General features: G+C 43.2%; 22 protein-coding genes. 7 read left to right on the forward strand and 15 right to left on the reverse strand.

The features are described 5' to 3' along the window. The first annotated feature begins 25 nt into the window (after positions 1-25). A complete protein-coding gene (locus tag CEF21_RS18195; protein ID WP_123918807.1) occupies positions 26-2068 on the forward strand; it encodes a molybdopterin oxidoreductase family protein in 2043 nt (680 codons plus the stop codon). 42 nt (positions 2069-2110) lie between these two features. On the opposite strand, the gene CEF21_RS21400 is transcribed toward CEF21_RS18195, so the two are convergent. The 7 genes from CEF21_RS21400 to CEF21_RS18225 form a co-directional block, all read right to left on the reverse strand. Next, positions 2111-2287, reverse strand: coding sequence for a hypothetical protein (locus tag CEF21_RS21400; RefSeq protein ID WP_164462239.1), 177 nt, complete (start codon positions 2285-2287; stop codon positions 2111-2113). A gap of 266 nt (positions 2288-2553) precedes the next feature. Beyond that, positions 2554-3090 carry a helical membrane plugin domain-containing protein gene (locus tag CEF21_RS18200; protein WP_123918809.1) on the reverse strand — a complete coding sequence of 179 codons (537 nt, stop codon included), beginning with the start codon at positions 3088-3090 and terminating at the stop codon, positions 2554-2556. Beyond that, positions 3083-6040 (reverse strand): formate dehydrogenase subunit alpha, encoded by a 2958-nt coding sequence (gene fdhF / locus CEF21_RS18205; protein WP_123918811.1) that lies wholly within the window; start codon positions 6038-6040, stop codon positions 3083-3085. The genes CEF21_RS18200 and fdhF overlap by 8 nt, the downstream gene beginning before the upstream one ends. Positions 6041-6286: 246 nt before the next feature. Next, complete coding sequence (locus CEF21_RS18210) at positions 6287-7093, reverse strand: uroporphyrinogen-III synthase (protein WP_123918813.1); 807 nt, start codon at positions 7091-7093, stop codon at positions 6287-6289. Positions 7094-7473: 380 nt separating this feature from the next. Then, positions 7474-7962: an STAS domain-containing protein gene (locus CEF21_RS18215; RefSeq protein WP_123918815.1), complete on the reverse strand. Its 489-nt coding sequence runs from the start codon at positions 7960-7962 to the stop codon at positions 7474-7476. 190 nt (positions 7963-8152) lie between these two features. Beyond that, positions 8153-9634, reverse strand: coding sequence for a methyl-accepting chemotaxis protein (locus tag CEF21_RS18220; RefSeq protein WP_123918817.1), 1482 nt, complete (start codon positions 9632-9634; stop codon positions 8153-8155). A 229-nt stretch (positions 9635-9863) separates the two neighbouring features. Beyond that, positions 9864-10631 (reverse strand): SDR family NAD(P)-dependent oxidoreductase, encoded by a 768-nt coding sequence (locus CEF21_RS18225; protein WP_123918819.1) that lies wholly within the window; start codon positions 10629-10631, stop codon positions 9864-9866. Between the two features lie 399 nt (positions 10632-11030). On the opposite strand from CEF21_RS18225, the gene CEF21_RS18230 reads away from it, so the two are divergent. After that, entirely contained in the window at positions 11031-11876 is an 846-nt protein-coding gene (locus tag CEF21_RS18230) for an STAS domain-containing protein (RefSeq protein WP_123918821.1), read from the forward strand. On the opposite strand, the gene CEF21_RS18235 is transcribed toward CEF21_RS18230, so the two are convergent. From CEF21_RS18235 to CEF21_RS18245, 3 genes are all read right to left on the reverse strand, one after another. Then, positions 11840-12139, reverse strand: coding sequence for a hypothetical protein (locus CEF21_RS18235; RefSeq protein WP_123918823.1), 300 nt, complete (start codon positions 12137-12139; stop codon positions 11840-11842). The two genes, CEF21_RS18230 and CEF21_RS18235, sit on opposite strands and share 37 nt — an antisense overlap. Continuing rightward, a complete protein-coding gene (locus tag CEF21_RS18240; RefSeq protein WP_123918825.1) occupies positions 12136-12897 on the reverse strand; it encodes a sugar phosphate isomerase/epimerase family protein in 762 nt (253 codons plus the stop codon). The genes CEF21_RS18235 and CEF21_RS18240 overlap by 4 nt, the downstream gene beginning before the upstream one ends. Before the next feature lie 94 nt (positions 12898-12991). Further along, positions 12992-13867 carry an SMP-30/gluconolactonase/LRE family protein gene (locus CEF21_RS18245; RefSeq protein WP_123918827.1) on the reverse strand — a complete coding sequence of 292 codons (876 nt, stop codon included), beginning with the start codon at positions 13865-13867 and terminating at the stop codon, positions 12992-12994. A gap of 266 nt (positions 13868-14133) precedes the next feature. Here CEF21_RS18245 and CEF21_RS18250 point away from each other — a divergent pair, with 266 nt between their 5' ends. After that, the gene (locus CEF21_RS18250) at positions 14134-15276 is read left to right on the forward strand and encodes a SpoIIE family protein phosphatase (protein WP_123918829.1); all 1143 of its coding nucleotides are present in this window, start codon (positions 14134-14136) and stop codon (positions 15274-15276) included. A 358-nt stretch (positions 15277-15634) separates the two neighbouring features. Here CEF21_RS18250 and CEF21_RS18255 read toward each other — a convergent pair whose 3' ends face one another. Together CEF21_RS18255 and CEF21_RS18260 are read right to left on the reverse strand one after the other, a co-directional pair. Then, positions 15635-16492 (reverse strand): CheR family methyltransferase, encoded by an 858-nt coding sequence (locus tag CEF21_RS18255; RefSeq protein WP_123918831.1) that lies wholly within the window; start codon positions 16490-16492, stop codon positions 15635-15637. A gap of 16 nt (positions 16493-16508) precedes the next feature. After that, positions 16509-19163: an ATP-binding protein gene (locus CEF21_RS18260; protein ID WP_123918833.1), complete on the reverse strand. Its 2655-nt coding sequence runs from the start codon at positions 19161-19163 to the stop codon at positions 16509-16511. 417 nt (positions 19164-19580) lie between these two features. On the opposite strand from CEF21_RS18260, the gene CEF21_RS21795 reads away from it, so the two are divergent. The 4 genes from CEF21_RS21795 (at position 19581) to CEF21_RS18280 (ending at position 24410) form a co-directional block, all read left to right on the forward strand. After that, a complete protein-coding gene (locus CEF21_RS21795; RefSeq protein WP_123918835.1) occupies positions 19581-20945 on the forward strand; it encodes a L,D-transpeptidase family protein in 1365 nt (454 codons plus the stop codon). A gap of 139 nt (positions 20946-21084) precedes the next feature. Beyond that, the gene (locus CEF21_RS18270; RefSeq protein WP_123918837.1) at positions 21085-22578 is read left to right on the forward strand and encodes a peptide MFS transporter; all 1494 of its coding nucleotides are present in this window, start codon (positions 21085-21087) and stop codon (positions 22576-22578) included. A gap of 222 nt (positions 22579-22800) precedes the next feature. Next, positions 22801-24027 carry an ammonium transporter gene (locus CEF21_RS18275; protein WP_123918839.1) on the forward strand — a complete coding sequence of 409 codons (1227 nt, stop codon included), beginning with the start codon at positions 22801-22803 and terminating at the stop codon, positions 24025-24027. 17 nt (positions 24028-24044) lie between these two features. Next, positions 24045-24410 carry a P-II family nitrogen regulator gene (locus CEF21_RS18280; RefSeq protein ID WP_123920379.1) on the forward strand — a complete coding sequence of 122 codons (366 nt, stop codon included), beginning with the start codon at positions 24045-24047 and terminating at the stop codon, positions 24408-24410. A gap of 44 nt (positions 24411-24454) precedes the next feature. On the opposite strand, the gene gvpU is transcribed toward CEF21_RS18280, so the two are convergent. The 3 genes from gvpU to CEF21_RS18295 are packed head-to-tail and all read right to left on the reverse strand — an operon-like array spanning position 24455 to position 26002. Continuing rightward, positions 24455-24835 (reverse strand): gas vesicle accessory protein GvpU, encoded by a 381-nt coding sequence (gene gvpU / locus CEF21_RS18285; RefSeq protein ID WP_123918841.1) that lies wholly within the window; start codon positions 24833-24835, stop codon positions 24455-24457. A 26-nt stretch (positions 24836-24861) separates the two neighbouring features. Beyond that, positions 24862-25638, reverse strand: a complete 777-nt coding sequence (locus CEF21_RS18290; protein WP_164462240.1) for a YtxH domain-containing protein — start codon at positions 25636-25638, stop codon at positions 24862-24864. A gap of 55 nt (positions 25639-25693) precedes the next feature. After that, positions 25694-26002 (reverse strand): gas vesicle protein, encoded by a 309-nt coding sequence (locus CEF21_RS18295; protein WP_123920381.1) that lies wholly within the window; start codon positions 26000-26002, stop codon positions 25694-25696. Positions 26003-26020: the final 18 nt, after the last annotated feature.

Below are 26020 nucleotides of genomic sequence, written 5' to 3' on the forward strand. Positions count from 1 at the left end.
TATCCGAATCTCAGGAGGTTCTTCTATGAAATCTTTTGTCAGCCAGAAAAACGGGATATTCAAATCTGTATGCTCACTGGACTGTCCCGATCAGTGCGGATTGCTTTTGCATAAAGAGAATGGAAAAATCGTTAAGGTGGAAGGTGATCCGGAGCATCCTGTGACGAAAGGAAGCATTTGCAACAAGGTCCGTCATATGACGGATCGTATCTATGATCCGAAGCGCCTTGCTTATCCGATGAAGAGAGTTGGACCCAAAGGGGAAGGGCGCTTCGAGAGAATCAGCTGGGAAGAGGCGATTGAAACCATTAAATCCCGCTGGACCAAACTCATTCACTCCGATGGCCCGGAAAGCATTCTTCCATACAGCTTTTACGGAAACATGGGCCTCCTTTCTTCCGAAGGGCTGGACCGCCGGTTTTTCCATAAGCTGGGTGCCAGTTTGCTTGACCGCGCAATCTGCAATGTTGCGGGTTCGATTGGCTATCGATATACGATGGGAGGCAGTCTGGGAATCGATCCGGAAGAAACCATTCACTCCAAGCTGATTATTTTTTGGGGAATCAATGCAGTAAGCACCAATATGCACCAAGTGGCGCTCGCCCAAAAAGCGCGGAAAAACGGAGCGAAAATTGTGGTCATTGATGTGCATAAGAATCAGACCGGACGAATGGCTGACTGGTTTATCCCCATTCTTCCCGGAACCGACAGCGCTCTTGCCCTTGGCTTAATGCATATCCTTTTTAAAGAAAACTATGCTGATGAATCGTTTCTTGAAAAATACACGGTTGGTTATGCAGAATTAAAAGAACATGTCATTCAATATGATCCGGATACGGTATCCGCTATTACTGGAGTTCCTGTCGATGACCTCTTTCAACTAGCGAGGATGTATGGCGAGATAAGTCCCTCTTTTATTCGGATCGGAAACGGGCTTCAGCATCATGACAATGGAGGGATGAATGTCCGGACCATTGCCTGTCTCCCTGCTGTTACCGGACAATGGCTTCATAGAGGGGGCGGGGCAATTAAAGGAAATTCCAGCTACCTTCAGCATAACAGCGTGGCGCTGGAACGATTGGATTTGCTTGAAAAGAAAAACACCCGGATCATCAATATGAATCAGCTTGGACGAAGCCTGCTAGAGCTCAATCCGCCTATACAATCGCTTTTTGTTTATAACAGCAATCCCGCTGTTGTTGCTCCGGAAGCAAATAAAGTTAAAGAAGGGCTTTCCAGAGAAGATCTTTTCACGGTCGTTCATGATTTATTCTTAACGGAAACCGCAGCCTATGCCGACATCGTCCTGCCCGCAGCCTCTTCCTTTGAGAATACGGACTTTTATTCATCCTATTGGCATCACTTTATGCAGATCCAGCGGCCTGTGATTGACACATATGGGGAGTCCAAATCCAATACAGAGCTTTTTCGTATGCTTGCCAAAGCGTTTCATATGGATACAGAGCTTTTCGATGTGTCAGAGGCTGAATTAATTAAGCAGGCTGTGGATCAGTCAGATAACCCATATATTAAGGAAATAAGCTATGATGCCCTGATGGAAAACGACTATGTAAAAGCAGACGTCAAACCGCTGTTCCCAGGAAAGCTGCCGACGCCGAGCGGAAAAATTGAATTGTATTCTGAACAGATGATGAAGCATGGATACCCTGCTCTTCCATCCTACTCACCTCTCGTAAAAGACGGAGATTTTCCATTTCTTTTTGTTCCTGGACCCAATCATAATTTTTTAAACTCAACATTTAATAACAACCAAAAGCATGTTGAGCTTGAAAAGCAGCCTCGGGTGCATATCCATGAACTGGATGCCGGGCGTTTAGGATTGATCAGCGGAGATTTGGCCAGGGTCTGGAATGACCGCGGAGAATGTGAACTTGCAGTATCAGTAGGAACAAACGTCCTTCCCGGCGTTTTGGTCAGTCAAGGTTTATGGGCGGATACTAAAGAAAAGAAGCACCTTGTAAATTCGTTAACCCCTGACCGGCTTGCAGACATGGGCGGTGGAGCCGTCTTTTTTTCCGGACGTGTAAATGTTGAAAAATTGAACTAAAAAACAGGCAGCTTTGGACACAGCTGCCTGTTTTTATGCACCTTATTCAGGTTTCTGCAGTTCCTCTTCGAAATAAAAGGTACTGGGATTTTCGTTTACGATATACGAATACTTCTTCATATGTTTGACATATTGGCATTTTGCAATCGTCACGGGTTCTTTCGTTTTCTTAATAATGGCCCTTTCACCAGAGTGAAAAAGGTTGTTTGAGTTTTTCAAAAGGACACTCCCTCTCTATAGCAATTATACCATATAATACCCGTTCTAATGCCTGTATATAGGGATTGTGCCGCGACTATTTATCTAAAGCGCTTTCTTTTCCGGTTAGAGGACCAGTGAAAAGCATTCAAATACAAACAGGTACGGGAACACGTACCTGTTTGATTATTCTTTATGGCTGGTTCAGCCTGACTGTCTTCCTTTTTCTTCCGCTGAAAAACAAGGCACTTTCTGCTTCAAGTCTCGAAGCTCTCATCATCTTTTGCTTAATTATTTTCTCCTCTGTCTACACGTTCATGTGCTTCTTGCTGTTTATTTTTTTCCATATGCTCTGTTTCCTCCCCAACCCCCTTTAAAAAGGTCAGCATCAAGGTTAACGCTCTATTAATTTCCGGGTCCTTAAGTGCCCGGGCCATATCCAGATAGCCCGTTTTTTTATTTGTATCCTTTGCTTCAGCTACCCGCTCAACTCCCTTATTCAATTTGATGAGCAGAGGCTCAAGCTGCTGAACGTTAATTGTTCCAAGCACCCCAAGCATGAGCAGCATGTTTTTTAATGTATTGGTGTTTTCCGGCTTATCCATCGCTTTCACTAATACGTGAAGCACTTTATCGCCTTGCCCGAGCAGTCCGTTTAAAAGGGGCAGAATTCCTCTGTCCTGCATATGCTGCATCAGTTTCAGCGACTCCAGAATGGCTGTTTTATTAGACACCAGGGCATCTTCCACTTCACGCAAGTCCCTCTTCCGCTTATCCTCTTCACTTAATTCAAGTTTCGTGATTTTAGTCGTCGCGTTAGCCATTATTCTTCCGCTCCTTCCTGACCAGATCCCCAGGGAATACATAATCTTTTCTTGCCCATTTCCGCTGTACCTCTACTCCCGTCTGCGGATTCGGATTTCCGTTGCGGTGATTAACCCTTGGCAATGGATCAATTCCTTCTGTTTCAAGCACTTCAAGCCTCGCCTTTACTTCTTTATAGGCCGGTGTATCCGTATCTTTATCCGCATGGCTGCTTGTCAGGAGATTAATGGCTGCCTCCCCGCTGTCGTTCATCGGGAGATACACTTCTTTTCCCCTGACCCTGTCTGTCACATGCGCCTGTACCTTCACCTGTCCGTATGGCGTCACTAATCTTACTAATGAACCGGTCTTAATTCCTCTTTCATCTGCAAGCACTTCCGATACCTCTAAAAAAGCACGTGGAGTTTTGCCTGTAATGCCTTCAGATTTATATGTCATATTCCCTTCATGGAAATGTTCGAGCAAGCGCCCGTTGTTCACATGAACATCATACTCAGAGTCGTAAGTCAGCGGCTGTGTCCATTCAAGCGGAACAAGTCTTGCTTTCTTATCAGGGAATGGGAAGCCATCCGTAAAGAGCAGCGGGGTATCCTTTCCATCCGCTGCAACCGGCCATTGAAGACTGTTATATCCTTCAAGCCGGTCATACGTCACTCCTGCAAACAATGGAGCAAGCTGGGCCGCTTCCGCCATGATTTCACTTGGATGATCATACTTCCAGCCCGCACCAAGTTTATTGGCGATTTCCATGATGATCTTCCAGTCCGGCTTTGAATCGCCGAGCGGTTCTAGTACCTGATAAAGGCGCTGGATTCTTCGCTCCGTGTTCGTAAAGGTCCCCTCTTTTTCAAGACTTGGACTGGCAGGGAGAACCACATCCGCAAATTGCGCTGTCCGGGTGAAGAAAATATCCTGAACGACAAAGAAATCCAGTTTTTCATAGGCTGCCTGCACATAATTGATATTGGAATCCACAATTCCCATTTCTTCTCCTTTTACGTACATCGCTTTTAAGTTACCGTCATGGATCGCTGCAATCATTTCATGATTGTTCAATCCGGCTTCGGCCGGGATTTTCACTCCCCATGCTTTCTCATATTTCTCTCTCGCTTCAGGATTCGTGACTTTTTCATAAGAAGGGAACCGGTCCGGCATGCTTCCAAAATCACTCGCACCCTGGACGTTGTTATGGCCTCGAAGCGGATACGCTCCGGCGCCGGGCTTTCCGTAATTTCCCGTAATTAAAAGCAGATTGGATATAGCTGTGCTCGTGTCGCTGCCTCCAAGATGCTGGGTCACTCCCATCGCCCATAGCGCACAAACTGTTTTTGCTTCGTGAATCATTTCAGCCATTTTTTTCAAGTCTTCTATTTTGATTCCTGTTGCTTCGGACGCATACTCCATTGTGTATGGCTCCAGACTCCTTGTGTAATCTTTCAGTCCGTTTACTTGATTCGCCAAAAAGCTTTCATCCGCCCAGCCTTGGTCCAAAATGTATTTAGACACCGCTGACAGCCATACGATATCAGAACCCGGATTCGGATTTACAAACAAATCAGAGCGCTCTGCCATTTCATGCTTCCGTATGTCGGCTACAATCAATTTCTGATGATGCAGTTTGTGAGACCGCTTAATTCTTGTTGATAAAACGGGATGAGATTCCGATGTATTGGAGCCAATCACCAAAATAAGCTCGGACATTTCAATATCTTTAATGCCCCCTGAATCTCCGCCGTGTCCTACCGTTCTGAATAAGCCCATCGTTGCCGGAGTCTGGCAGTACCTTGAACAGTTATCAATGTTGTTCGTGCCGATGACCGCTCTGCCAAGCTTTTGCATCAGGTAAGACTCTTCATTTGTACATTTTGAAGAGCTGATGAAGCTCAGGGCATCCGAACCGTGCTCATTTTTTATCTCCGTAAATTTATTGGCAATCAGATTGAGCGCTTCCTCCCACTCTGCTTCACGGAAACCGTCTCCTTCACGGATGAGAGGCTTTGTCAGCCGCTCTTCGCTGTTCACAAAATCCCAGCCGAATTTTCCTTTTACACAAGTTGAAATACCGTTAGCCGGGGCTTCTGCCTGAGGCTCCACTTTTAAAATATCCCGGCCTTTTGTCCAGACGTCAAAACTGCAGCCAACGCCGCAATATGTGCAGACCGTTTTGGTTTTTTTAATTCTTTCTTCCCTCATAGCGGATTCCATATCGGAAATAGTCAAGATGGAGCCATAGCCAGTCTCCACGTTTTTGGTAATTTCGATCATAGGACGAAGTGTTTCCTTCTGAATGTCGGTCATATATCCAGCTTCGCCTTCCATTCCTTTTTCCATCATGGCGTTGCACGGACATACTGTAGAACAATGCCCGCAGGATACACAGGAGGACTCATTGATCGGCACATCGTTATCCCAGATTACGCGTGGTTTCCCTCTTTCCCAGTCAATCGAGAGGGTTTCTGTAACCTGAACATTCTGACACGCTTCCACACAGCGGCCGCAAAGGATGCATTGATCAGGGTCATAGCGGTAAAATGGATGAGAATTGTCGACAGGGTAGGGCTTTTGGGCAAAAGGAGTGCTTTGATGGTTGATTTTCATTTCTTTTACGGTGTTATGTATTTCACAGCCGCCATTGTTATAATCGCAAACTGTACAGTACAGCTCATGATTTTTCAAAATGCGGTCCATCGCGATAATTTGTGCTTCCTTCACTTCTTTGGAAACCGTGTCAATCTGATCTCCTTCTTTTAGAGAAGTCGAACAGGATCTTACAAATTCTCCGTTTACTTGAACTAAGCATGTGTCACACGTTTCAATGGCCCCAAGACTTGGATGATAGCAGACATTTGGAACCTCAATAGATGAATGAGATAAAAGGTCAAGGATGGTTTGATTCTCATGGGCTCTAGCATCTGTGCCATTAATTTTTACATTAAATGTTTCCGGCATATTTCCGCTTCCTCTCTGCACGAAAATTTCATGAAAAGCTTCTACCTTTTTCCTTTCCCCAACTTTATAGATGTAAACAGTATTGGAAAAAAATACTCTAATCCCGGTGGTTTGACAGCTAAAAAAAGGATAGAAGGCACACAGCCTATTTTTACCATTTTTTTGTTCTTTTATTACCCGGACCGCAATGTCTGGAGAGGATGACGATACAAAAAAACGCCCCTTTACAGAGGCGGTATCACAGCATTATTTCGTTTCAAAATATTTCGCAAGCTCCACAATCGCACTTCCCATTCGCTCATGATCCGGAACCACTATTCTGCTTATTCCTTCTTCCCTTAAAGACTGGGCCGTTACTTTTCCGACTGCGAGCGCCGCCACACTCTCTGAAAAGGCGGAAAGAACCTGTTGATCTGTACCGCAGTTTCTTGCGAATTCCATTAGAAATTTTGCCTGCGGCTTACTCGTGAAATAAACCGCGTCAATTTTTTGGCTGATGATTTCGTCCAGGAGCGTATGCATCGTTTGCTCATCCGGGGCAACGTGGAGATAAGGCTGGATTTCCTTGCATTCTGCTCCTTGCTGCTGAAAAAATTCAACAAGCATAGGGGCGCGTTCCCCATGCAGCTGAAGAACGACTCTCTTTCCTTTGAACTCATGTTTAGCAAGTTCCCTCAGCAATCCTGCATTGCTTCCATCATCATCCTTTGCTGCTGCGGAAAGATTCCTGCTCTTCAGGAATTGAGCTGTTTTGTAGCCCCGTATTCCGATAGACATCCGCTCCAGCTCATCAAGAAACTGCTTCTCTTTTCCCATCTCCTCCGCTTTTTTTACAATGGCTTCAGAGCCCATTCCTGTCGTCAAAATGATCCAGTCATAATGATGGTTGATCATATCCAGTACATCAGCTTTCAGCTTTTCATCATTGAGAAACACCGTTCCCTGTGCCGGACGGTGCAGGAACGTTCCCCCCATGTTCTCAATCATTTTTTTAATTTCGTCTGCTTTCCGCTGTCCTGCAAACACGATCTTTCTGTCTAAAAGTTTTTTCAATCGAATCCTCCCCTGTTCCTTTTCACGTGTTGAATAAAAGAGGCAAAAGCCCCCAAAAATAAGCAATTATTGAACGGAAGAAGTTCCCATCTGAATTACATATGTATCCTTGTTAAGAAGATATTTCAGTGCGGGGCTGATTGCAAAAGGCATAACAATTATGTATTTAAAAAGCTCTGTTAAACTTGGCTGTTGAATTCCTTTACAGGCGCTCTTCCTTCCGCGGGGCGGGCGGCAAGCCTCCTCGCCGCTTTGCGCCTGCGGGGTCTCACCCGCCCCGCTGCTCTAAGCAGGAGACTCACGCCTTCCACTTCGATCAACTGGTGTTAAAAATCAACATTAGGCTTTAACAGAACCATTTAAAAAACAAATCAGGCTGATTAAGAGAGTGTACGAAAAGCTATTCCCTTTTCCTTCATTAAATACTGCAAAGCGGTTTTAAACGTAGAGAATGTTTTTAATTCTTTCACAAAGGATAGGCCGGATTCTACAAGTACTTGTGTAATGGCCGGTGTAAAGCCGACATACAGAACCTGGACTCCCATTAAATTCAGGGTAGATGTAAGATTTTCAACGTATCTTCCAAACACGGAAACTTCACCAATTTCCTTTTTAGAGATAGCCGTAAAATCGATAACAGCTGTATTCACAGGTCTTGAAAATGTGTATTCCGTTATTTTGGCAATCATCATTTCAAACCGTTCCGCATACAGCATGCCGGTAAAAGGGACAAGGATTGTGTCGGGAATAATAGATGGAATAATGGGAGCGGACAAATCTTTGATCAGCTGTTCATAGTCAGCTACTATTTGTTTAAGTCTTTCTATTTCAGATTTTAATCCGTCAAGTTCGTTCTCTTCGCCTTTCATGCTCCACCTCGTCATTCCGTTTTATTTGAGAAGTCTATTATTCCATTCTATCACTTATTTCCTTACACAAAAAGAAGCCGGCCAGCGGCTTCTTTTTTTCACTCTTTAACTCTGTTAAATTTGGCTGTTGATTGCAGATGGCTGACGTTCGCTATTAAAAATCAACAATATGCTTTACATAGCCAACTCTTTACATTTGATGAATATCCATAATATTCTTTGCTTTTTCGGATGTCTGGCTCATCAGCTCTGCAATTTTCCCATTATCCTCTGTCAGCGTCTCGACGGCTGCATTCATTTCCTGAAGTCCTGCACTCGCCTGTTCAATAATAGCTGCCAGTTCTGCTGTTGCTGCTTCTACTTCTGAACTATTATCCAGCACTTGGCTGTATACCGTTTCAGCTGTTAAAAAATTTCCGTTCATTGTCTGAATCATTTCTTTTAATTTCCCGAAATATTTCCCGACATCTTCAGAAGACCCAAGAACATCGGCAATTTTCTTTTCGCTTTCCTCCATTTTTTGAAGGGTTGATTCATTATCATTGTTTACCTGAAGCAGGTTTTCTGTAATACTTTCAGCTGTTTTATTGGTCATTTCAGCCAATTTGCGGATTTCTTCCGCAACAACCGAAAATCCCTTTCCTGCCTCCCCTGCTCTTGCCGCTTCAATGGAGGCATTCAATGCAAGAAGATTGGTTTGTTCAGATATTTGTTTAATGCTGTTGGAAAAAGAATTCGTTTCCTTCACTTTCTCACTCAGCTTTTGAAAAGCACGGTTCAGATCCAATATGGTTTCCTGAATGTCAGATACATCCTTGGTAAAGTCGATTACCTTCTTTTCCCCTTCATTCGTAATGCCCTTCGTCTGTTCAGTCTTTTCTAAGAGCATTTTCATTTCGCCACTCAAGCCTGCCATCATTTCATGGGAAACAGCTGTATTCTGGGAGATATTCGAAATCTGTTCTGCTTGCTGGTAGCTGCCGGCTGCTATTTCGTTCACTCCTGCCTTCATATCACCCTGTGCGCTTAAATTGCTTGCAATCCGCTCGCTTGCAACGGTTACACTCTCAAGAATCTGGAGCATGTTTTCATGCAGCTGTTCTGCTTTGTTTTTTTGATCTGCTGCTCTTTCTTCCGTTTCAATCACTAGATGCTGGATTTTTTCAGACTGTTTTTTATTCAAATGTATGAGGACCGCCAAAATCAAACCGGATAAGATATAAGCCAGGATGACCATGGCCATGTTCGCCTGAATTTCGGCCAATTCCTTTGTACTGAAAACGGCGGCCAGCAATATAGTAATAAACCCAAGGGTGTAACCAATCGCAAAAATCAGTTTGCGGAAATGAACCGCTGCAAAAATGGCCAAAAAGAATGTAATGATGACTACTGTCCATCCTCCCCCGGCTACATAGATACCAATCATCGTAAATACATTGACCAGGACGACACTAATATAAGGAAACAGAATGAATTTCTTAAGGAACTTTTGAGCAAGGAAGAAAACGGCGGTAAATAAGATGAGTTCAGATGCAAAGAGGACCGCAGTTTCCGATTCTTTTACTGCGGCAGATTTTAAAAGGGCCAAAACAAGTGAAATTGTGAACGCAGTATACATTAATACATTTTTCTTTTTGATGTCCGCTGTAATCATTTGCTGAACATTCTCCATGTGAATACCTCTCCATCCAAATATTTTTAAAAAGCCAGCTCTGTTTAACCTGGCTGTTGATTGCAGCTGTCAGACGTTCGCTTATCCTCAGGCGGCCGGCAAGCCTCCTCGCCGCCTTGCGCCTGCTTGAGCCTCACGCCTTCCGTTCCAATCAGCAGGTGTTTCAAAATCAACACCATGCTTTCAACATAGCCAAAAAGATAAGCGGCACTTCTGCCGCTTATGCTGTTTATGGTCTGATGTCAGACTTAAAGCTCGCAAAACCGTCATCGGCCATTACGACAGAGCCATTGAGAGAACGCGCTTCATCTGTTGCGAGGAAAGCCACAATCGAAGCAATTTCTTCCGGTTCAATCAGCTTGCGCGTCAGCTGCTGCTGCTTCATGTATTCAAGCAGTCCTGCGTCTTTGTATCCTTGTACAATTTTTGTATTAACAGCCGCCGGACCTACTCCCACTACCCGGATTCCATAAGGGGCAAGCTCCAGCGCTCCATGCTTTGTCAGCATAACGACCGCTCCTTTCGCAGCCTGATATCCCGTAATGCCAAGTGTTCCAACAAAGCCGAAGACAGACGCATTATTGATAATGACTCCTTTTATGCCCAGTTCCTTCATCTTCCTTGCTGCTGCAAGCATTCCGTAATAAACACCATGCTGATTCACATCGACAACCTTATGGTAATCCTCGGGAGAGTGTTCTAAAAATGGCTTATTAAACCCGATACCCGCGTTGTTAAACATGACATGAACAGCGCCGTAAGTTTGAACCGCAAATTCTACGAGTGCTTCTACTTGATCAAACTTAGTTACATCTGTCTGGAAAAAAACCGCTTCTCCCCCATTTTCCTTAATGAGGCGAACCGCTTCTTCCCCCAGTTCCTTATTAATATCAGAGACAATGACTTTGGATCCTTCCGCCGCCAATCGAAGCGCCGTTTCTTTCCCAATTCCTTCTGATCCGCCGGTTACAATACTTACTTTATTTTTTAATCTCATCCGTGCTTACCTCCTCATTCTTCCTTCTACCAATATATAAATCGGCTAATTTAGGAAAATGTGAAGAGAAAAGGAAAAATTAGTATCGCAGGGTACTATTTAGCTCTCGTTTTACAGACTCTTTAACCATGTGTCTGATTAGTGATTAAGGCGAATCTACAGCGTCAAAGCATGGTTCGCTGTGAATCCCGTTCTAGTTGTCTGAAGAAGGATGAATAGCCGGGTCATCAAGTAATTTTTCTTCCTGTGAAATTATGCTGAAATATTGTTTTTCTTAATTGCATAAACACCCGGATGAATCAAGCGGCTCAGGCGGTTTATATATTTTCTCTCATACGGGTAACCGATTGTTATTTCTGGTAAAATGGCTAGTAGACAGACTATTTTAGGGGGAAACTTATGAATATCAATCAGGCGCTTCGAGACTATTTTAATGCTAACGCCAACAGACTCACTGAGGACTGGTACAGTACTCTGGAGAACTATGATTCCTCCACGGTTTACGGATCAAAAGACCCTGAAATCATTAGCGGGATTAAAGCCCAAAACTTGGAATTCCATCATATCGCACCTGATATTTTTATAGAGGATAAAGAAAAATTCATGGACCGTTTCTATGAATGGGTTCATAGAATTGCAAGAGACGGAGCCCATTTAAGAACTCCAAATCACTTCGTAATCAAGGAGTTTAAAAGAACGAGAAAACAGTATATTGCTCTGGTCAAAGAGTTTATCAGAGATCATGCTGATGATGTCTCCTGGGAACTGGAGGAGCGCTGGATTAATGATATGACAGAAGTATTTGATACAGCCATTTTAAAGTTTGTCGAAGAAGCTGAGAACAATGCGAAACAGCAGCTGAAAGCCCAGCAGGAAATGATATACGAGCTCAGTTCTCCGGTTATCAGCCTGGCGAATAAGGACGCACTCTTGCCTCTTGTCGGTGACATAGATACAGCAAGAGCAAAAATCATCCTTGAAAACACGCTGGAACAATGTTCACAGAAAGGAATCGAGCATTTGTTTATTGATTTATCCGGAGTCGTGATCATTGATACGATGGTTGCACAGGAAATTTTTCAGCTGATTGACACCCTCGCTCTCATCGGAGTGAAAACGACAATTTCAGGCATTCGTCCTGAAATTGCGATGACAGCCATGCAGCTTGGCCTCTCTTTTGAGAAAACCAATATTCGTTCTACTCTATCTCAGGCGATTGCTTCATCAAAAAGGACATCTGAATGATGTCCTTTTTTTGCTTCTCTGCTTTTCAATGAAATGATTCCAGGATACAACGTTTTCTTTGTTTTGAATTCCAGGGCCTTAAGCTGCAATCCTGCACTTTTCCCTCTGAGGATTGCATAAAATTCACCGTCCATTGACGCTGCGGCTTCATAATGGCTGTCTTTGAGAGGAATGGAAAGTTCCTTTTCAAACGTGTTCGTTCTGAGGCTGCAGCGCTGAATAGAAAATGAAAAAAGCTGAGCAGATGCCCAGCTTTTCGTCATATTTTGATGGATAAGCCCTTTAAATAGCTATAGCTTGCTGACACACTTTCAAGGGGAGATCTCTTACAAATATCCTGCTCCACGACCAGCCATTCTGCATTCGCTTTGCCGGCTTCTTCAACAACTGCTTTTAGATTTAAAATTCCGGCTCCAAGTTCAGCAAATGCTTTGTCTTCACCAGTTTCCATATCCTTCATGTGAACGAGCGAGACTCTGTCGCTGTATCGCTTAATCCAATCGGCAGGATCTTTGCCTGCGTGGGTTAGCCAGTAAATATCCAGTTCGAATTGAACCCATTCAGGATTGGTTTCCTCCATCAAGATTTCCATGCCCGTTCTCTGGCCAAACGTGAGCAGTTCAAATTCGTGATGATGGTAGCTGAGTGTAAGCCCCGCTTCATGAACTTTCTTCCCCATTCCGTTAAGCTTGGCCGCGAGCTCATGATATTCTTCTTCTTTTTCCATGCGGTCATACGGATAGGCAATGATAAGATGCCTGCTGCCTAAAATGGCTTGAGCCTCTATGCAGAAATCGAGGTTCTCTTCCATCTCTTTCAGCACGAAATGGCTTCCGGAGGCACGAAGGTTCAGTTCATCGAGGTATTTCCGGAGATCAGCCGGATTTACTCCGTAATACCCGGCGAATTCCACTCCATCAAACCCAATCTCAGCCACCTTGTTAAGCGTTTTCAAAAAGTCTTTTTCACATTCGTCTCTTAGCGTATACATCTGAACAGAAATAGGAATTTGTGTCATCATCAGAACCCCCTCTTTTGATGTTGCTCCTTCATTTTAGCATGAATATGAGCAGAAATTGTCAAAAAAGAGAACCAGCTTCCGCTGATTCCCGGTATTATCCTTTATAGCGGTTTGATTTTACCCCCTTTGTATCGGTCTTATATTTAAAAATGGCGCCTGCAAGCGGCTGTTTTGCAAGCTCTTCGCCTTCGAGGTTTTCACGTCCTGTTGTGATATATAATTCGTCCAAGTCTTTTCCGCCAAACGTGCAGCATGTGACTTGGGATACAGGAAGATGAACTTCTTCAAGCTTTTCGCCTGTATCCGGATTCCATCTTGAGACACGGGATCCGTTAAAATGAGCAATCCACAGATTCCCCTCCGCGTCGATTGTCATGCCATCCGGATGCCCTTCTTCTTCCGGGATTTCAATCACGGTTCGCTTATTGGACAAATTTCCGGATGCCAAATCATAATCGAAAGCCGCAACTTTCTGGGTCGGTGTATCGATATAGTAAAACGTATCACCAGATTGATTCCATGCCAGCCCATTGGATATTCCCGCTTCGTCAAGGAGCTTCCTTACATTTTGGTGTTCATCCAAACTGTAGAGAGCACCGGTTGTTCCCTGTCCCTCTTTTTGCATCGTTCCTGCCAGAAATCTCCCTTTCGGATCGCATTTCCCATCGTTAAACCGGTTATCAGGCTTTTCTTTTTCCGGATCTGTAATGAAGCTTTTTTCTTCTGTTTGAAGATCTATCTTGTAAAGGCCATTTTCCATCGCAGCGATCAAACCTTCTTTTTCCATCAGAGAAATCGCGCCGATTTTCTGTCCTGTATGGATGATCTGATCCCTTTTTGATTCCGGATTATAGATATGTATCGCCTTCCCGTGAATATCTATCCAGTACAGCATGCTTTCACGGTCATCCCATACCGGGCCTTCCGCCAAAATTGCTTTCCCGTCATATACAAGTTCCGCCTGTTTCATTGAACTTCCCCCTTAAATATAAGATGCTCCTTTTTCATTTCCCTATAAAGGGATGAATTATGCCAGTCATTGAAAATATAAGTGCCCGGGTCTGCAGGTTCAAATAGTCATTTCATCCTGACTGTTTTGAAACTGAACCTTATCCGGCATGGCCTCTATTTGCACTCCCCCATTCTTTTGTGATATTTGTGCAAAACACCAAAAGCTCCCTCTTTCAATCGTCTTCTAGTATAATAATAGTATTAAATCTAAGTATGGAGCCCGTAATGAAAATTCTAATTGTAGATGATCATCCAGTAAATTTATTTGTTGTTGAAAAAATTCTTAAAAATGCAGGATACGAGGACAGCGTATCCCTATCTTCCGCACAGGCTCTATTCGATTATTTAAAAATCGATTCGCCAAACAGTCCCGCCCCTCAAGCGGATCTGATTCTGCTTGATATCATGATGCCTGAAATCGACGGAATTGAAACATGCAGGAGAATACAGCAATATGAACACCTGAAAGAGATTCCGATTATCTTTGTTACCGCTCTTGAGGACTCCAACAAACTTGCCGAAGCTTTGGACGTGGGAGGACATGATTACATTACAAAACCTATTAATAAAGTAGAACTGCTTGCAAGAATCAGAGTGGCACTCCGCTTGAAGCAGGAGAAGGACTGGCATGCTGAGCAAGAGCAAAAATTGTCTCATGAACTGGATCTTGCCATGCAGATTCAGAAGAGTCTCTTAAATCCTCCTCTAAATGAAGACAATATTCAGATCCATGTATCTCATATGCCCTCGAATAAACTGGCTGGGGATATGTACTACTGGCACCGTTTTAACGATCATAAATACGGAGTGATCCTGCTGGATATGATGGGGCACGGCATCTCTTCCTCACTGATTTGCATGTATATTTCATCGGTTTTGCGGGATTCCATCAAACAGCTTGAACATCCTGTTCTCGTTATAAAAGAGCTAAACCGGTATATGGCTCTTTTATCAGACCAGACGAAAGAACATAATTATTATTTCACAGCGATATACCTTGTCATTGATACGAAAGCTAAGACAGTGGAGTATGTGAATGCCGGCCATCCTCCAGGCTATGCCCTTTTGGATAACAGGGAATTAGTTTCACTGGATACAGGAAGCTGTGCAGTCGGATTTTTTGAAGAAATAAACATTACCAGCAAAATGCTTACTTATTCAGATAACGTCCAGCTTTTATTGTTTACTGATGGAGTGTATGAGAATGTTGGAGAAGATGAAAACGCGATGCTTGAAAAGCTTCAATATATCGCCAGCCAAAAATGGTCAGGCAGCACACTCTCTCCCATTCACCTGCTTGGCCTCCATGAACAGAATACTCCTCAAAAAGATGATATGTGCCTGCTGATGATTCAGGGCAGCAGCTAAAAAGAGGCTGGGACATAACTAAAATTGTTGTCCTTAAGCCCAATATTTCTTTTGAAAAAAGCATGAAAAACAATAAAACCGAACGATTAAGAAGCTCTATACCAGAGTTTCAAATAATCGTTCGGTTTTTTTATTTCGCTATGTTAAAGTGTATAGTTGATTTTTTAAACCCAGTTGATTGCAGTGGAAGGCGCGAGACTCCTGCGGGAGCTGCCGGACAGGTGAGACCCCGCAGGCGCAAAGCGGCGAGGAGGCTCACCGCCGGCCCCGCTGGTCGCTGAGCGCCTGTAACGGAAATCAACAGCCAAGTTTAACAGAGCTTTTTATTAGCATGTAACCTTATGTCACAGTCTCTTTTTCATTTGATTTTCCGATAGATTTTTTCACTGGGAACAAACTCCTGATAATGATAGGCAACTTCCGTGAATTTTAAAGATTCTTTATCTCCCAATCCAACAAACCCGCCGTCGGATAAGCTTTGATGGAACAAATGATGCACTTGATTTTGAAGAGCTCCTGTAAAGTAAATCAGTACATTTCTGCAAACGATGACATGGAACTCATTAAAAGACTGATCCGTTACAAGATTATGCTGGGCAAAGCTTATATTAGTCAGCAGCTTGGGATGGAAATAAGCAAATCGTTCATCTGTCGTATAAAATTCCGATAAAGAGCGCTGTCCACCGGACAAAAAATAATTTTTTGTGTAATTTTGCATTTTTGCAAGTGCAAATTTCCCTTGTTTTGCCTGCTCCAGCACTCTTTCATTCATATCAGTAGCAAATATATGGGTCCGATCTGCAAGACCCTCTTCCTCAAGAAGGATGGCCATCGAGTAGACTTCCTCTCCTGTTGAGCATCCGGCATGCCAGATTCTAATCACAGGGAGATCTCTCAGCTGCGGAACGACTTTTTCTCTAAAGGATTTAAAGAAACTTGGATTGCGGAACATCTCGGTTACATTGATGGAGAAATCATTTAGCAGCTTATTCAGTATTTCGGGTTCATAAATTGCCTGTTCAAGAAGTCTCGATATACTTGGAATTTGTTCCATTCGCATCCTGTTTCTGATTCTTCTTCCAATAGAAGAACGCATGTAATTCCGAAAATCATAGCCAGACAGGCGGTAAACACCTTCCAGCAGCAGGTCAATTTCAATCTCTTCCCTTTGACTGAAAGATTCCTCTTCCATTTTGTTAAACTGTTTATCTGCCATTTACGTCCAACCTCTTTTACTTAGTAAGCCAAACTCTCATTGCCGATAGCAGCTGCTCAATCTTAAGCGGTTTGCTAATATAGTCCGAGGCTCCTGCTTCTAAGCATTTTTCCCTGTCATTTTTCATGGCTTTAGCCGTTAAAGCAATAATCGGTACATCGTTCATCTGGTATTCTCCACGGATCGTTTGCATCGTTTCGTACCCGTCCATAACCGGCATCATGATATCCATTAAAATCAAATCAACGGATTTGGCTGACGACTGCAGAACTTCCAGACATTTTTGTCCGTTTTCAGCCGTCAGAACATTCATGCCGACATTTTTTAATGCCGTCTCAAGAACATAAATATTACGATGGTCATCATCCACAATCAGCACATTCCTGCCTTCAAACACATCTTGCTCCGTGTAAGAATCAGCATCGCTTTTATCCTGTACAATCTTTAACTCAGCAGCTGCAGCCGCCTCATATTGCGTTTTCTGCTCTTCTGTGATTCCGGACAAATCCGGATGTGCTGGAATGAGAAGTGTAAAGGTACTGCCCTTCCCTTCTTCACTTTCAAGCGTAATTCCTCCGCCAAGCAACTTTGCAAGTTCACGGCATATGGATAAACCAAGACCGGTGCCGCCATATTTTCTGACCGTCGCTCCGTCTCCCTGCTGAAACGCTTCAAATATGATCTCATGCTTGTCCTTAGGTATTCCAATTCCAGTATCCGTTACAGCAAGGCGGATTTGATTGCCCGGCACATGATCAATAGAAACGGTAATTCCGCCATGAGACGTAAATTTAAATGCGTTGGAAAGAAGGTTTTTAATGATTTGGTTCAGACGCTTTTCATCCGTATAGATAAGATCAGGCACTTCATCTGCTTTATCTATTTTTAAATATAACCCCTTCTGGGCTGCAAGATGAGCAAAATTCCGCTCAATATATTCTGGGATGCCGGCTGCATTCACTTCCCCGAAATGTACCTCAAGCTTTCCGGATTCCACTTTAGAGAGATCCAGAATTTCATCAATTAAGTTCAAGAGGTCCTGTCCGGAAGAATGGATGATCTCTGCAAACTCCTGTTCCTCTGAGGCAAGTTTCTTCCCTGTGTTCTCCGCAAGCATCTCTGACAAAATCAGAATGCTGTTCAGCGGGGTACGGAGCTCATGTGACATATTCGCCAAAAACTCTGATTTGTATTGGGAACTTGCCATCAGCTGTTTTGCCTGGGCCTCAAGCTCTTCTTTTGCCTGCTCGAGTTCCTTGGATTTATCTTCTGCATCTTCGCTTCTGGATTCCAGCTGCTCATTAATCATCTGCAGCTCTTCAGACTGCATTTGAAGCTCTTCTGATTGAGTCTGGAGTTCCTCAGACTGCGTTTGAAGTTCTTCTGTCATAGCCTGTGATTCTGCAAGAAGCCTTTTAATCTTCATTTGCCCAAGGACGCTGTTAATGGTGAGTCCCATTGATTCCGTCAAAGCGTTCAGCAGTTCGATGTGCTTCGGCAAATATTCTCCGAAACTTGACAGTTCAATAACAGCAATCGCATTGCTCTTATACAGGATAGGAGCTACGAGAAGACTTTTAGCCTTGATATTTCCCATTGCTGAGGAAACGGGCTGATAATCTGCGCCCAGATCGTTCACAACGACTACTTTTTTATCTATGGCTGCCTGCCCTGCGAGACCATCGCCATAAGAAAAGGTCTCTTTCGCATTTTCTGTTCCAAATGCATATCCGGCTTTTTTCACAAAAACATCGCCGTCTTTTACGTAAAAAGCGCCCATTGCCGACTCAGTAAAATCCGCAAGATTTTTAAGGAAAGTCTCCCCAAGAGGTTCAAGGGACGATATCCCCTGATTCTGGTTATTCACTTGATTGATGCCTGTCTGAACCCAGCTGCGTTCTTCCATGACATCAAGCAGACGGTTCGTTGCCATTGCAAGTTCTTTGATTTCATCCTTTGTCCGGACGTTCAGCCTCCGGGATAAATCTCCGCCGCTTGTCATCGCTTTAATATTTCCGATTACCTGCTGCACAGTCGAAACGATTGATTTGGAAATCGCCATTCCAATTACGATTGCCACAATCGCAGTCAGGAGCAGAAGGCCATACATCATATATCTTAACCATAAGTTCTGACTGTCTAAATCAGCTGCTCTCTGTTTCGTTAAATTCAATTCTGTACCCTTGAACGTTTCAAGCTGATCACGAACAGATTTAATGGCACCGGCATCAGGGTTTTGCGCATAAAACCTTTGGATCTCCTGATCTCTTCCATTATTTTTCAGCTTGATGACAGGGTCACTTGTTTCGGTAACCCAGTTATCAATGGAAGCTTTAATCGCTCTCAGTTTGTCCTGCTGGGAAGAATTATCGCTGATTAAGCTGTAGAGTTCTTTATAATCGTCATCCAGATGAGTTCCGGCAAGCTCATATGCATTCATATACTCCGCATTTCCAGTAATCGCATAGCCTCTTTGCCCGGTTTGCATTTCAAGGAGAGACCTTTCCACCTGGCCGGTTAAATTAAAAACTTGAATATCATGATTTATGATAAAGTTTCTCTGTTTTTGCATTTGTGAAATCTGATTGCTGATTAATAGAATCGACACGATTAAGCAAACCAATATGACCCCATAGCCGAATAGGATTTTATTCCTAATTCCGATTTTCATATTTTCCTTCGTCCCCTTTTTTCATCTCCTTGAAATTATATACTAATTCCTTCTTACTGCCTACGAAGAAAGCACATTGAAATTCAATGAGAACGGCCTTCACAAGAGATTGCCTTTTTTCATGATGTATGATACTATACTAGAGCGATGAGCTGAGTTGCATAAGCCGGGGGACGCACCTTATAGGTACAAACGATGTGGCGTTTGGTCTCCCGCCGCAATACGCAAAGGCACCTGACTAGTCAGGTGCCTTTTTTATTTCCATTTCCTGTTTCCTCTTCCGCCTCTCCTTCCCTCCATTTGATACACTTTCAAACAAAAAATTTTCCAGCAATACAAATTTCTACATATTTTATAGGCCATTGCGTTTATAATTAATTGGCATATTTATATAATTATAGAAAAACAGGGGGCATTATGAAAAAAATCATTTTAAGCTTTATCCTTCTATTCAGTTTTTTTGCCGGAGGAAACTTCACTTCCGCTTCTGCGAGCGGAAGCCAGTTAATCATTGTGAACAAAGCAATAAACAAATTAGCTTTCTTCGACAGCGGCAAGCTCGTCCGGGTGTTTAGTGTAGGGACAGGCAGAAGCGATGATTTAACGCCGGAAGGGACATTCAGGGTTGTCACCAAAATCGTAAATCGTCCTTATTATAAAGACAACATTCCTGGCGGCGATCCAAGAAATCCTCTTGGAGACAGATGGCTCGGACTCGATGCAAGAGGAACGTATGGGACTACCTATGCCATACACGGGAATAACAATGAGAATTCCATTGGAAAATACGTGAGTTCAGGATGCATCAGGATGCACAATGCTGAGGTAAGATGGCTATATCCAAAAGTCGAAAAAATGACGAAGGCCGTTATCTTAAAATCAAATGAATCATTTGAAGCGATTGCCAGGAAAAATGGCTATCCTGTGAGCAAAGAGAATGCAGCCTATTCGGCTGCTGAAGAACAGGGAAAAGTCCTTCTTCAAAAAACGGCGGCTTATCAAACAGCTGTCAATAGCGGAAGTATTTCAAAAGTAAATGGTTTGTATAACGGATTAAACGGAGAACTTAAATCAGCAGAAGCACTGATAGGAAAAGTTTCCGGGAAGTCTATCCGAGACGCACTTGGCCAGAAATATGTAAACCCTGCCAAAAAAACAATTGAGAGAACCATATATGAAGTTTCACAATACAGATTAATGAATTCCATTAAACCTAGCGGGGATAACCTCTCAAAGTCTGAAGCGCAGCTCCGGGTGTTGGACCGTCTCCAAACACGCGCAGCACAGATAAAAAAAGACGGCGGCTATTCCGCTCTTCCTGCCGGCATAACGAGAAGTCTCGAGAGTCAGGAAGCAACCCTTTACGGTATGATCGTTCAGGTTCGGACGGCCGATTACAATAAAGCGATTTTAAACTCGAGCATGACATCCATTGATCGGCTGTATGACAGGTTTACATCATCTATCACTTCAGCCGAAAAAGAAATCGGAGAGGTATACGGTTCCGCAAACCGCAGCTCAATTCTGAACGTGTATGTAAAGCCGGCTAAAATTGCCCGTGAACGAACCATTTATCAAATATCCATGCACAGGCAAATGAATAAAATTGACGCTTTATTGAAATCCGGTTCCTCAGCAAAAGCAAAACAAGAGCTTCAGAAATTGGAGAGGCTTCAAAGCAGGTCTATTGAAATCCAAAAAGAGCTCGGTTATCCCCAGCTGAAAACCCTTGATGCAAGCTTAAGTAAACGGTATAGAGAATTACAGGAAAAGTTAGTGTAGAAAACCCTTTTCGAAGGGTTTTTTTTATGCAATTCTTTAACAACACCATGCTTTTTACCTAATTTTTCAACTCGAAATATTTTGACAACAAAATAAAGATAATAGTAATATAGTATTTTATAAGAGGGAGGTAATTCAAATGACACCTTTGGACCATGATAAAATTGCGGCAAGTGTCCCTCAAAAGGGATTTTTCGGTCATCCAAGAGGCTTATTCACTCTATTCTTCACAGAATTCTGGGAGAGATTTTCCTATTACGGAATGAGAGCAATTCTTGTTTATTACATGTATTACAGCGTTTCTAAAGGCGGGCTTGGTATTGACCAATCAACCGCTCTCGCTATTACCTCCATTTACGGATCCCTTGTATATATGTCCGGGATCATCGGCGGCTGGATAGCAGATCGTATTTTAGGATCTACGAGAACAGTCTTCTACGGCGGAATATTAATTATGCTGGGTCATATCGTTCTTGCTTTACCAGGGACGTTTACTGCATTCTTAATTTCTATGGTATTGATTGTTCTTGGTACTGGTCTGTTAAAACCAAACATCTCAAACATTGTCGGAGATCTTTATACTGAAAAAGATGAGCGCCGCGATTCAGGCTTCAGCATTTTCTATATGGGAATCAATATGGGTGGTTTCCTTTCCCCACTCGTTGTCGGAACAGTCGGAGAAATGTATAGCTTTCATTTAGGTTTCGGACTGGCTGCAATTGGAATGCTTTTTGGATTGATTGTTTTTGTGGCAACCAAGAAGAAAAGTCTTGGACTAGCAGGTTCTTTCGTTCCAAATCCCCTTACACCTGCTGAAAGAAAGAAGACCTTTACACAAATCGGAATTGCAGCAGCAGCTGTTCTCATTATTGGTTTTGTATTAGCTCAGCAAGGAATCTTAACCATTGATTTATTTATCTTAATTGTAAGTATCCTTGGAATTCTAATTCCTGCCGCGTATTTCATCGTGATGTACAACAGCAAAAAGACAACGGCTGTTGAAAAATCAAGGCTGCTTGCCTACATCCCGCTGTTTATTGCCGCAATGGTATTCTGGGCAATTCAGGAGCAAGGCTCTACAATTCTGGCGGCGTATGCTGCTGAGCGGACTCAATTGAACATCGGCGGTTTTGAATTAAAGGCTTCTTGGTTCCAATCACTGAATCCTCTATTCATTATTACATTGGCACCGCTATTCGCCTGGATGTGGTTAAAGCTTGGTGATCGCCAGCCTTCCACTTCAAAGAAGTTTTCTTTCGGGCTGATTTTCGCAGGTATTTCTTTTATCGTTATGATTTTCCCGGCTTCCATTAATGGAACAGAATCACTTGTTAATCCATGGTGGCTCGTTCTCAGCTTCTTCCTTGTCGTGATCGGAGAGCTATGCTTGTCTCCAGTCGGATTATCTGCAACAACAAAACTTGCACCTTCTGCATTCTCTTCACAGACAATGAGCTTATGGTTCTTAACAAGTGCAGCAGCACAAGCAATGAATGCGCAAGTCGTTAGATTCTACAAACCTGAAACTGAGGTTGTATATTTTGGAATTATCGGCGGAATCGCTATTGTTCTTGGTCTGATTTTGTTTTTGGTTTCTCCTTCCATTCAAAGGCTGATGAAGGGCGTAAGATAAGAAAGTTGCTATTAATCCACTCTCTGCGGAGGGTGGATTTTTTTATGTTTTATCATGTTAGATTTTCTAACAAATTGTATTCGCTTCCAAAATAATCTTTAAATATATTTGAAAATTCTTATTGATATTCCTTCTACTTTCACATATGATACTTTATATACCAACTGATGTTATATAAACTAACATGACGTATTTCAATTGACTTATAGGGAGGAATCAGCAATGCAGATGGGCGACTCGATTTTAATGTTTGTGGCAACATTGCTTGTTTGGCTTATGACACCTGGAATTGCCTTATTTTATGGAGGGATGGTCCGAAGCAAGAACGTACTCAGTACAGCGATGTACAGCTTAAGTTCTATCGCAATTATTTCGGTTTTATGGATCATTGCAGGCTATTCACTTGCTTTCTCAACTACAGGGAATCCTTTTATAGGAGGTCTTGACTGGGCCGGACTTCAAGGCGTATCGTTTGAGCCTAATGCTGACTACAGTGCTACCATTCCTCACAGCTTATATATGATGTTTCAGCTTACTTTCGCCGTTCTGACATGCGCCATCATTTCCGGTGCTTTTGCCGAACGTATGCGTTTCTCAGCTTTTGTTCTTTTCAGTGTTCTTTGGACATTCCTCGTCTACTCTCCTGTTGCCCACTGGGTTTGGGGCGTGGGAGGCTGGCTTCGTGATTTAGGTGCTTTGGACTTTGCGGGCGGGAATGTAGTTCATATATCTTCCGGTGTAGCAGGTCTTGTGCTGGCATTGGTCATTGGAACAAGAAAAAGCAAAAATTCCGTTTCTCCTCATAATCTTCCGTTAACTTTACTGGGAGGAGTCCTCATCTGGTTTGGCTGGTTCGGGTTTAATGTCGGGAGCGCTCTTACTCTCAATGATGTAGCTATGATCGCATTTATCAATACAAATACGGCAGCTGCTACCGGAATTATCGGATGGATTGCAGTTGAGTGGATTATTAACAAAAAACCTACAATGCTCGGTGCTATTTCCGGGGCAATAGCGGGACTTGTCGCTATTACTCCAGCATGCGGATTTGTCACTCCTGCCGCTTCCATTTTAATCGGGCTTGTGGGCGGCGCTGTTTGTTTCTGGGGAGTGTTCTTTTTGAAAGAGAAGCTGGGCTATGATGATGCTCTGGATGCATTCGGATTGCATGGAATTGGCGGTACATGGGGCGGAATCGCAACGGGCCTATTCGCTACCACCTCTGTAAACTCTGCAGGCGCAGACGGGTTGTTTTATGGAAATGCCGGGCTTTTGCTGAAGCAGCTGATTGCGATAGGAGCAACCTACGTATTTGTCGGAATCGTCACCTTTCTTATTATTAAGGCTGTGAGCTTTGTGATTAGCATTCGGGCCAGTGAAGAAGAAGAATCAATGGGTCTTGACCTGACGCTGCACGGCGAAAAAGCCTATCAAGAGTCTAACCTTTAGGAAGCGGGGAGTATATGATGAGTGAGGTCTTAACGAAAATAGAAATAATCTCCCGTCCAGACCGATTTGAAGAGTTTAAAAGGGAACTCGTTAAAATTGGTGTGAGCGGAATCACCGTATCCAATGTTTTTGGCGCCGGGCTTCAAAAAGGATTCACTGAGCTGTACCGAGGTGTAAAAAGGGAAATCAATATGTACGAACGGCTTAAAATTGAAATAGTTGTATGTAAAGTTCCTGTACAGGATGTCGTAGATCTCGCGTGCAAAATTCTCAAAACAGGAAAGCCTGGAGACGGGAAAATATTCATTTACGAACTGGCCAACGCTGTAAAAATCCGCAATGGAGATGAAGGGTGCAAGGCACTGCAAAATGAAGATGAATAGAAAAAGCCAGCCGGGATTAGCCGGCTGGCTTTTTTATTTCTTATTTACTCATCCTCAGATATTTTCCCGATAAAGAAGCCATCGGTCTGATCGAGTCTTCCTCTCCATAGGAACTCACTTTTCGACGGAGTCGGTTTGCTGTCCCCGCAATATATTCTCGTTTCTTTCAGATGAATAAACGTAACATCCTCGGCATGTTCGACATTTTGGGTGCTCGCGTGAAGAAGCTTTTCGCTGATCGCTCTTGAGAGGTCACTACCGCCTTCGAACTTTTCACTCATGTTTTCGAAATACTCTTTAGCTGATATAAGGGTTCCTGTTATAAGAGAACCTTTCATGTTTAACGTGATATCGAGTGAAAATTGATGTTTATTCGCTGCATGCGTCAGCATTTCCAGAATGCTGTCCTTCGTATTTACGCTCATGTCAGGTCCTCCTTTTCAACTTCCAATTATTTAGAAGATTGAACAGTATCATCTTCATTTTTAATAACCGTTCCATTGGCTGGTTTTTTAGGTGCTGCCGTTTTCTTTGCTTTTGCTGTCCTTGTTTTCGCAGCTGTTTGGGCCGGAGCCGGCTTAGGCTTTTCTATGTCCATTTTTTGATCCGATGAAGGTTCTTCTTGGCCGTCCTTTTGTCCGTTTACTTCAATCTGGTTGTCCTCGTCTTCCTTGCTGTCCTCTTCAAGATCGGTTTCCTCTTCATGATCGTTTTCCTCTTCATCCTCGGCTGTTTCATTTTCATCCGATACAGCCTGCTGCAGTTTTTTCTTGTTTTCCTGTTCGGACGATGTTTCATCCTTTTCCTTCGTTTCTGTCACGGCCGTCTGTGCCTGAGCTTCCTGCTGCTCATTTTCAGCGGCTCCCTGCTCATCAGACTTATTCTCTTTTTTCACAATGTATAAAGCTGACTTTTTAATCTTGTCTGCTGCTTCCTGTGTTTTTGCTGTGCCTTTTTCTTTCAGTGAAGAAAATTTATCTTTTGTGCTCCCCCCGAACTGTTTGCAGCTGTCTAAAACAGACGAAGATTGTTTGCTGATTGAGGACCTCATGTCTTTTCCCGTTTTAGGCGCAAGCAGTAACGTTGCTCCTATTCCTGCCAGGGCACCGACAAGAGATCCTGATAAAAAGTTTTTGTCTACTGCAGCGCGTTTTCCATTAGCCTGCTGTTTGCTCTTCGTGTTTTCTGCTGCTTTCGTAGTTGACTGTTTTTGATTGTTTTTTTCCATTTTTAATTCCTCCCAGGGTTCAATTAAACTCATCTATTCGTAATCTTGTTTTTTGTTAAACCAATCTTTGAGTATCCATTTTTTCCTCTAACAATTTAATTCGCTCATTAAGGCGCTTGTTTTCTTCTTCTAAAGCCTCGTTATTATGATTAGAAGCTTTTGAACTGAGGTAAGGATCATTTTCCCACCAGTCCATTCCAATTTCTTTCGCCTTATCTACAGAGGCGACAATCAGTCTGATTTTAATCGTAAGAAGCTCTACATCGGCCAGGCCGATTTTGATGTCCCCTGCAATCACTACACCTTTATCCAAAACTTTTTCAAGAACGTCTACAATGGAACTCGAACCGCCGTTATGCTGAATCTCATTCACCTTAATTCC

Source organism: Bacillus sp. FJAT-42376, from assembly GCF_003816055.1.
Lineage (GTDB): Bacteria > Bacillota > Bacilli > Bacillales > Bacillaceae > Metabacillus_B.

Coding starts and splice junctions, on each gene's coding strand:
- CEF21_RS18275 (WP_123918839.1), top strand. CDS start 22,801: ATGCAGATGGGCGACTCGATTTTAATGTTTGTGGCAACATTGCTTGTT.
- CEF21_RS18235 (WP_123918823.1), bottom strand. CDS start 12,139: ATGACGAAAAGCTGGGCATCTGCTCAGCTTTTTTCATTTTCTATTCAG.
- CEF21_RS18215 (WP_123918815.1), bottom strand. CDS start 7,962: ATGAAAGGCGAAGAGAACGAACTTGACGGATTAAAATCTGAAATAGAA.
- CEF21_RS18280 (WP_123920379.1), top strand. CDS start 24,045: ATGAGTGAGGTCTTAACGAAAATAGAAATAATCTCCCGTCCAGACCGA.
- CEF21_RS18290 (WP_164462240.1), bottom strand. CDS start 25,638: ATGGAAAAAAACAATCAAAAACAGTCAACTACGAAAGCAGCAGAAAAC.
- fdhF (WP_123918811.1), bottom strand. CDS start 6,040: ATGCCGGAAACATTTAATGTAAAAATTAATGGCACAGATGCTAGAGCC.
- CEF21_RS18260 (WP_123918833.1), bottom strand. CDS start 19,163: ATGAAAATCGGAATTAGGAATAAAATCCTATTCGGCTATGGGGTCATA.
- CEF21_RS18220 (WP_123918817.1), bottom strand. CDS start 9,634: ATGGAGAATGTTCAGCAAATGATTACAGCGGACATCAAAAAGAAAAAT.
- CEF21_RS18195 (WP_123918807.1), top strand. CDS start 26: ATGAAATCTTTTGTCAGCCAGAAAAACGGGATATTCAAATCTGTATGC.
- CEF21_RS21795 (WP_123918835.1), top strand. CDS start 19,581: ATGAAAAAAATCATTTTAAGCTTTATCCTTCTATTCAGTTTTTTTGCC.
- CEF21_RS18200 (WP_123918809.1), bottom strand. CDS start 3,090: ATGGCTAACGCGACGACTAAAATCACGAAACTTGAATTAAGTGAAGAG.
- CEF21_RS18245 (WP_123918827.1), bottom strand. CDS start 13,867: ATGAAACAGGCGGAACTTGTATATGACGGGAAAGCAATTTTGGCGGAA.
- gvpU (WP_123918841.1), bottom strand. CDS start 24,835: ATGAGCGTAAATACGAAGGACAGCATTCTGGAAATGCTGACGCATGCA.
- CEF21_RS18240 (WP_123918825.1), bottom strand. CDS start 12,897: ATGATGACACAAATTCCTATTTCTGTTCAGATGTATACGCTAAGAGAC.
- CEF21_RS18230 (WP_123918821.1), top strand. CDS start 11,031: ATGAATATCAATCAGGCGCTTCGAGACTATTTTAATGCTAACGCCAAC.
- CEF21_RS18225 (WP_123918819.1), bottom strand. CDS start 10,631: ATGAGATTAAAAAATAAAGTAAGTATTGTAACCGGCGGATCAGAAGGA.
- CEF21_RS18250 (WP_123918829.1), top strand. CDS start 14,134: ATGAAAATTCTAATTGTAGATGATCATCCAGTAAATTTATTTGTTGTT.
- CEF21_RS18270 (WP_123918837.1), top strand. CDS start 21,085: ATGACACCTTTGGACCATGATAAAATTGCGGCAAGTGTCCCTCAAAAG.
- CEF21_RS18255 (WP_123918831.1), bottom strand. CDS start 16,492: ATGGCAGATAAACAGTTTAACAAAATGGAAGAGGAATCTTTCAGTCAA.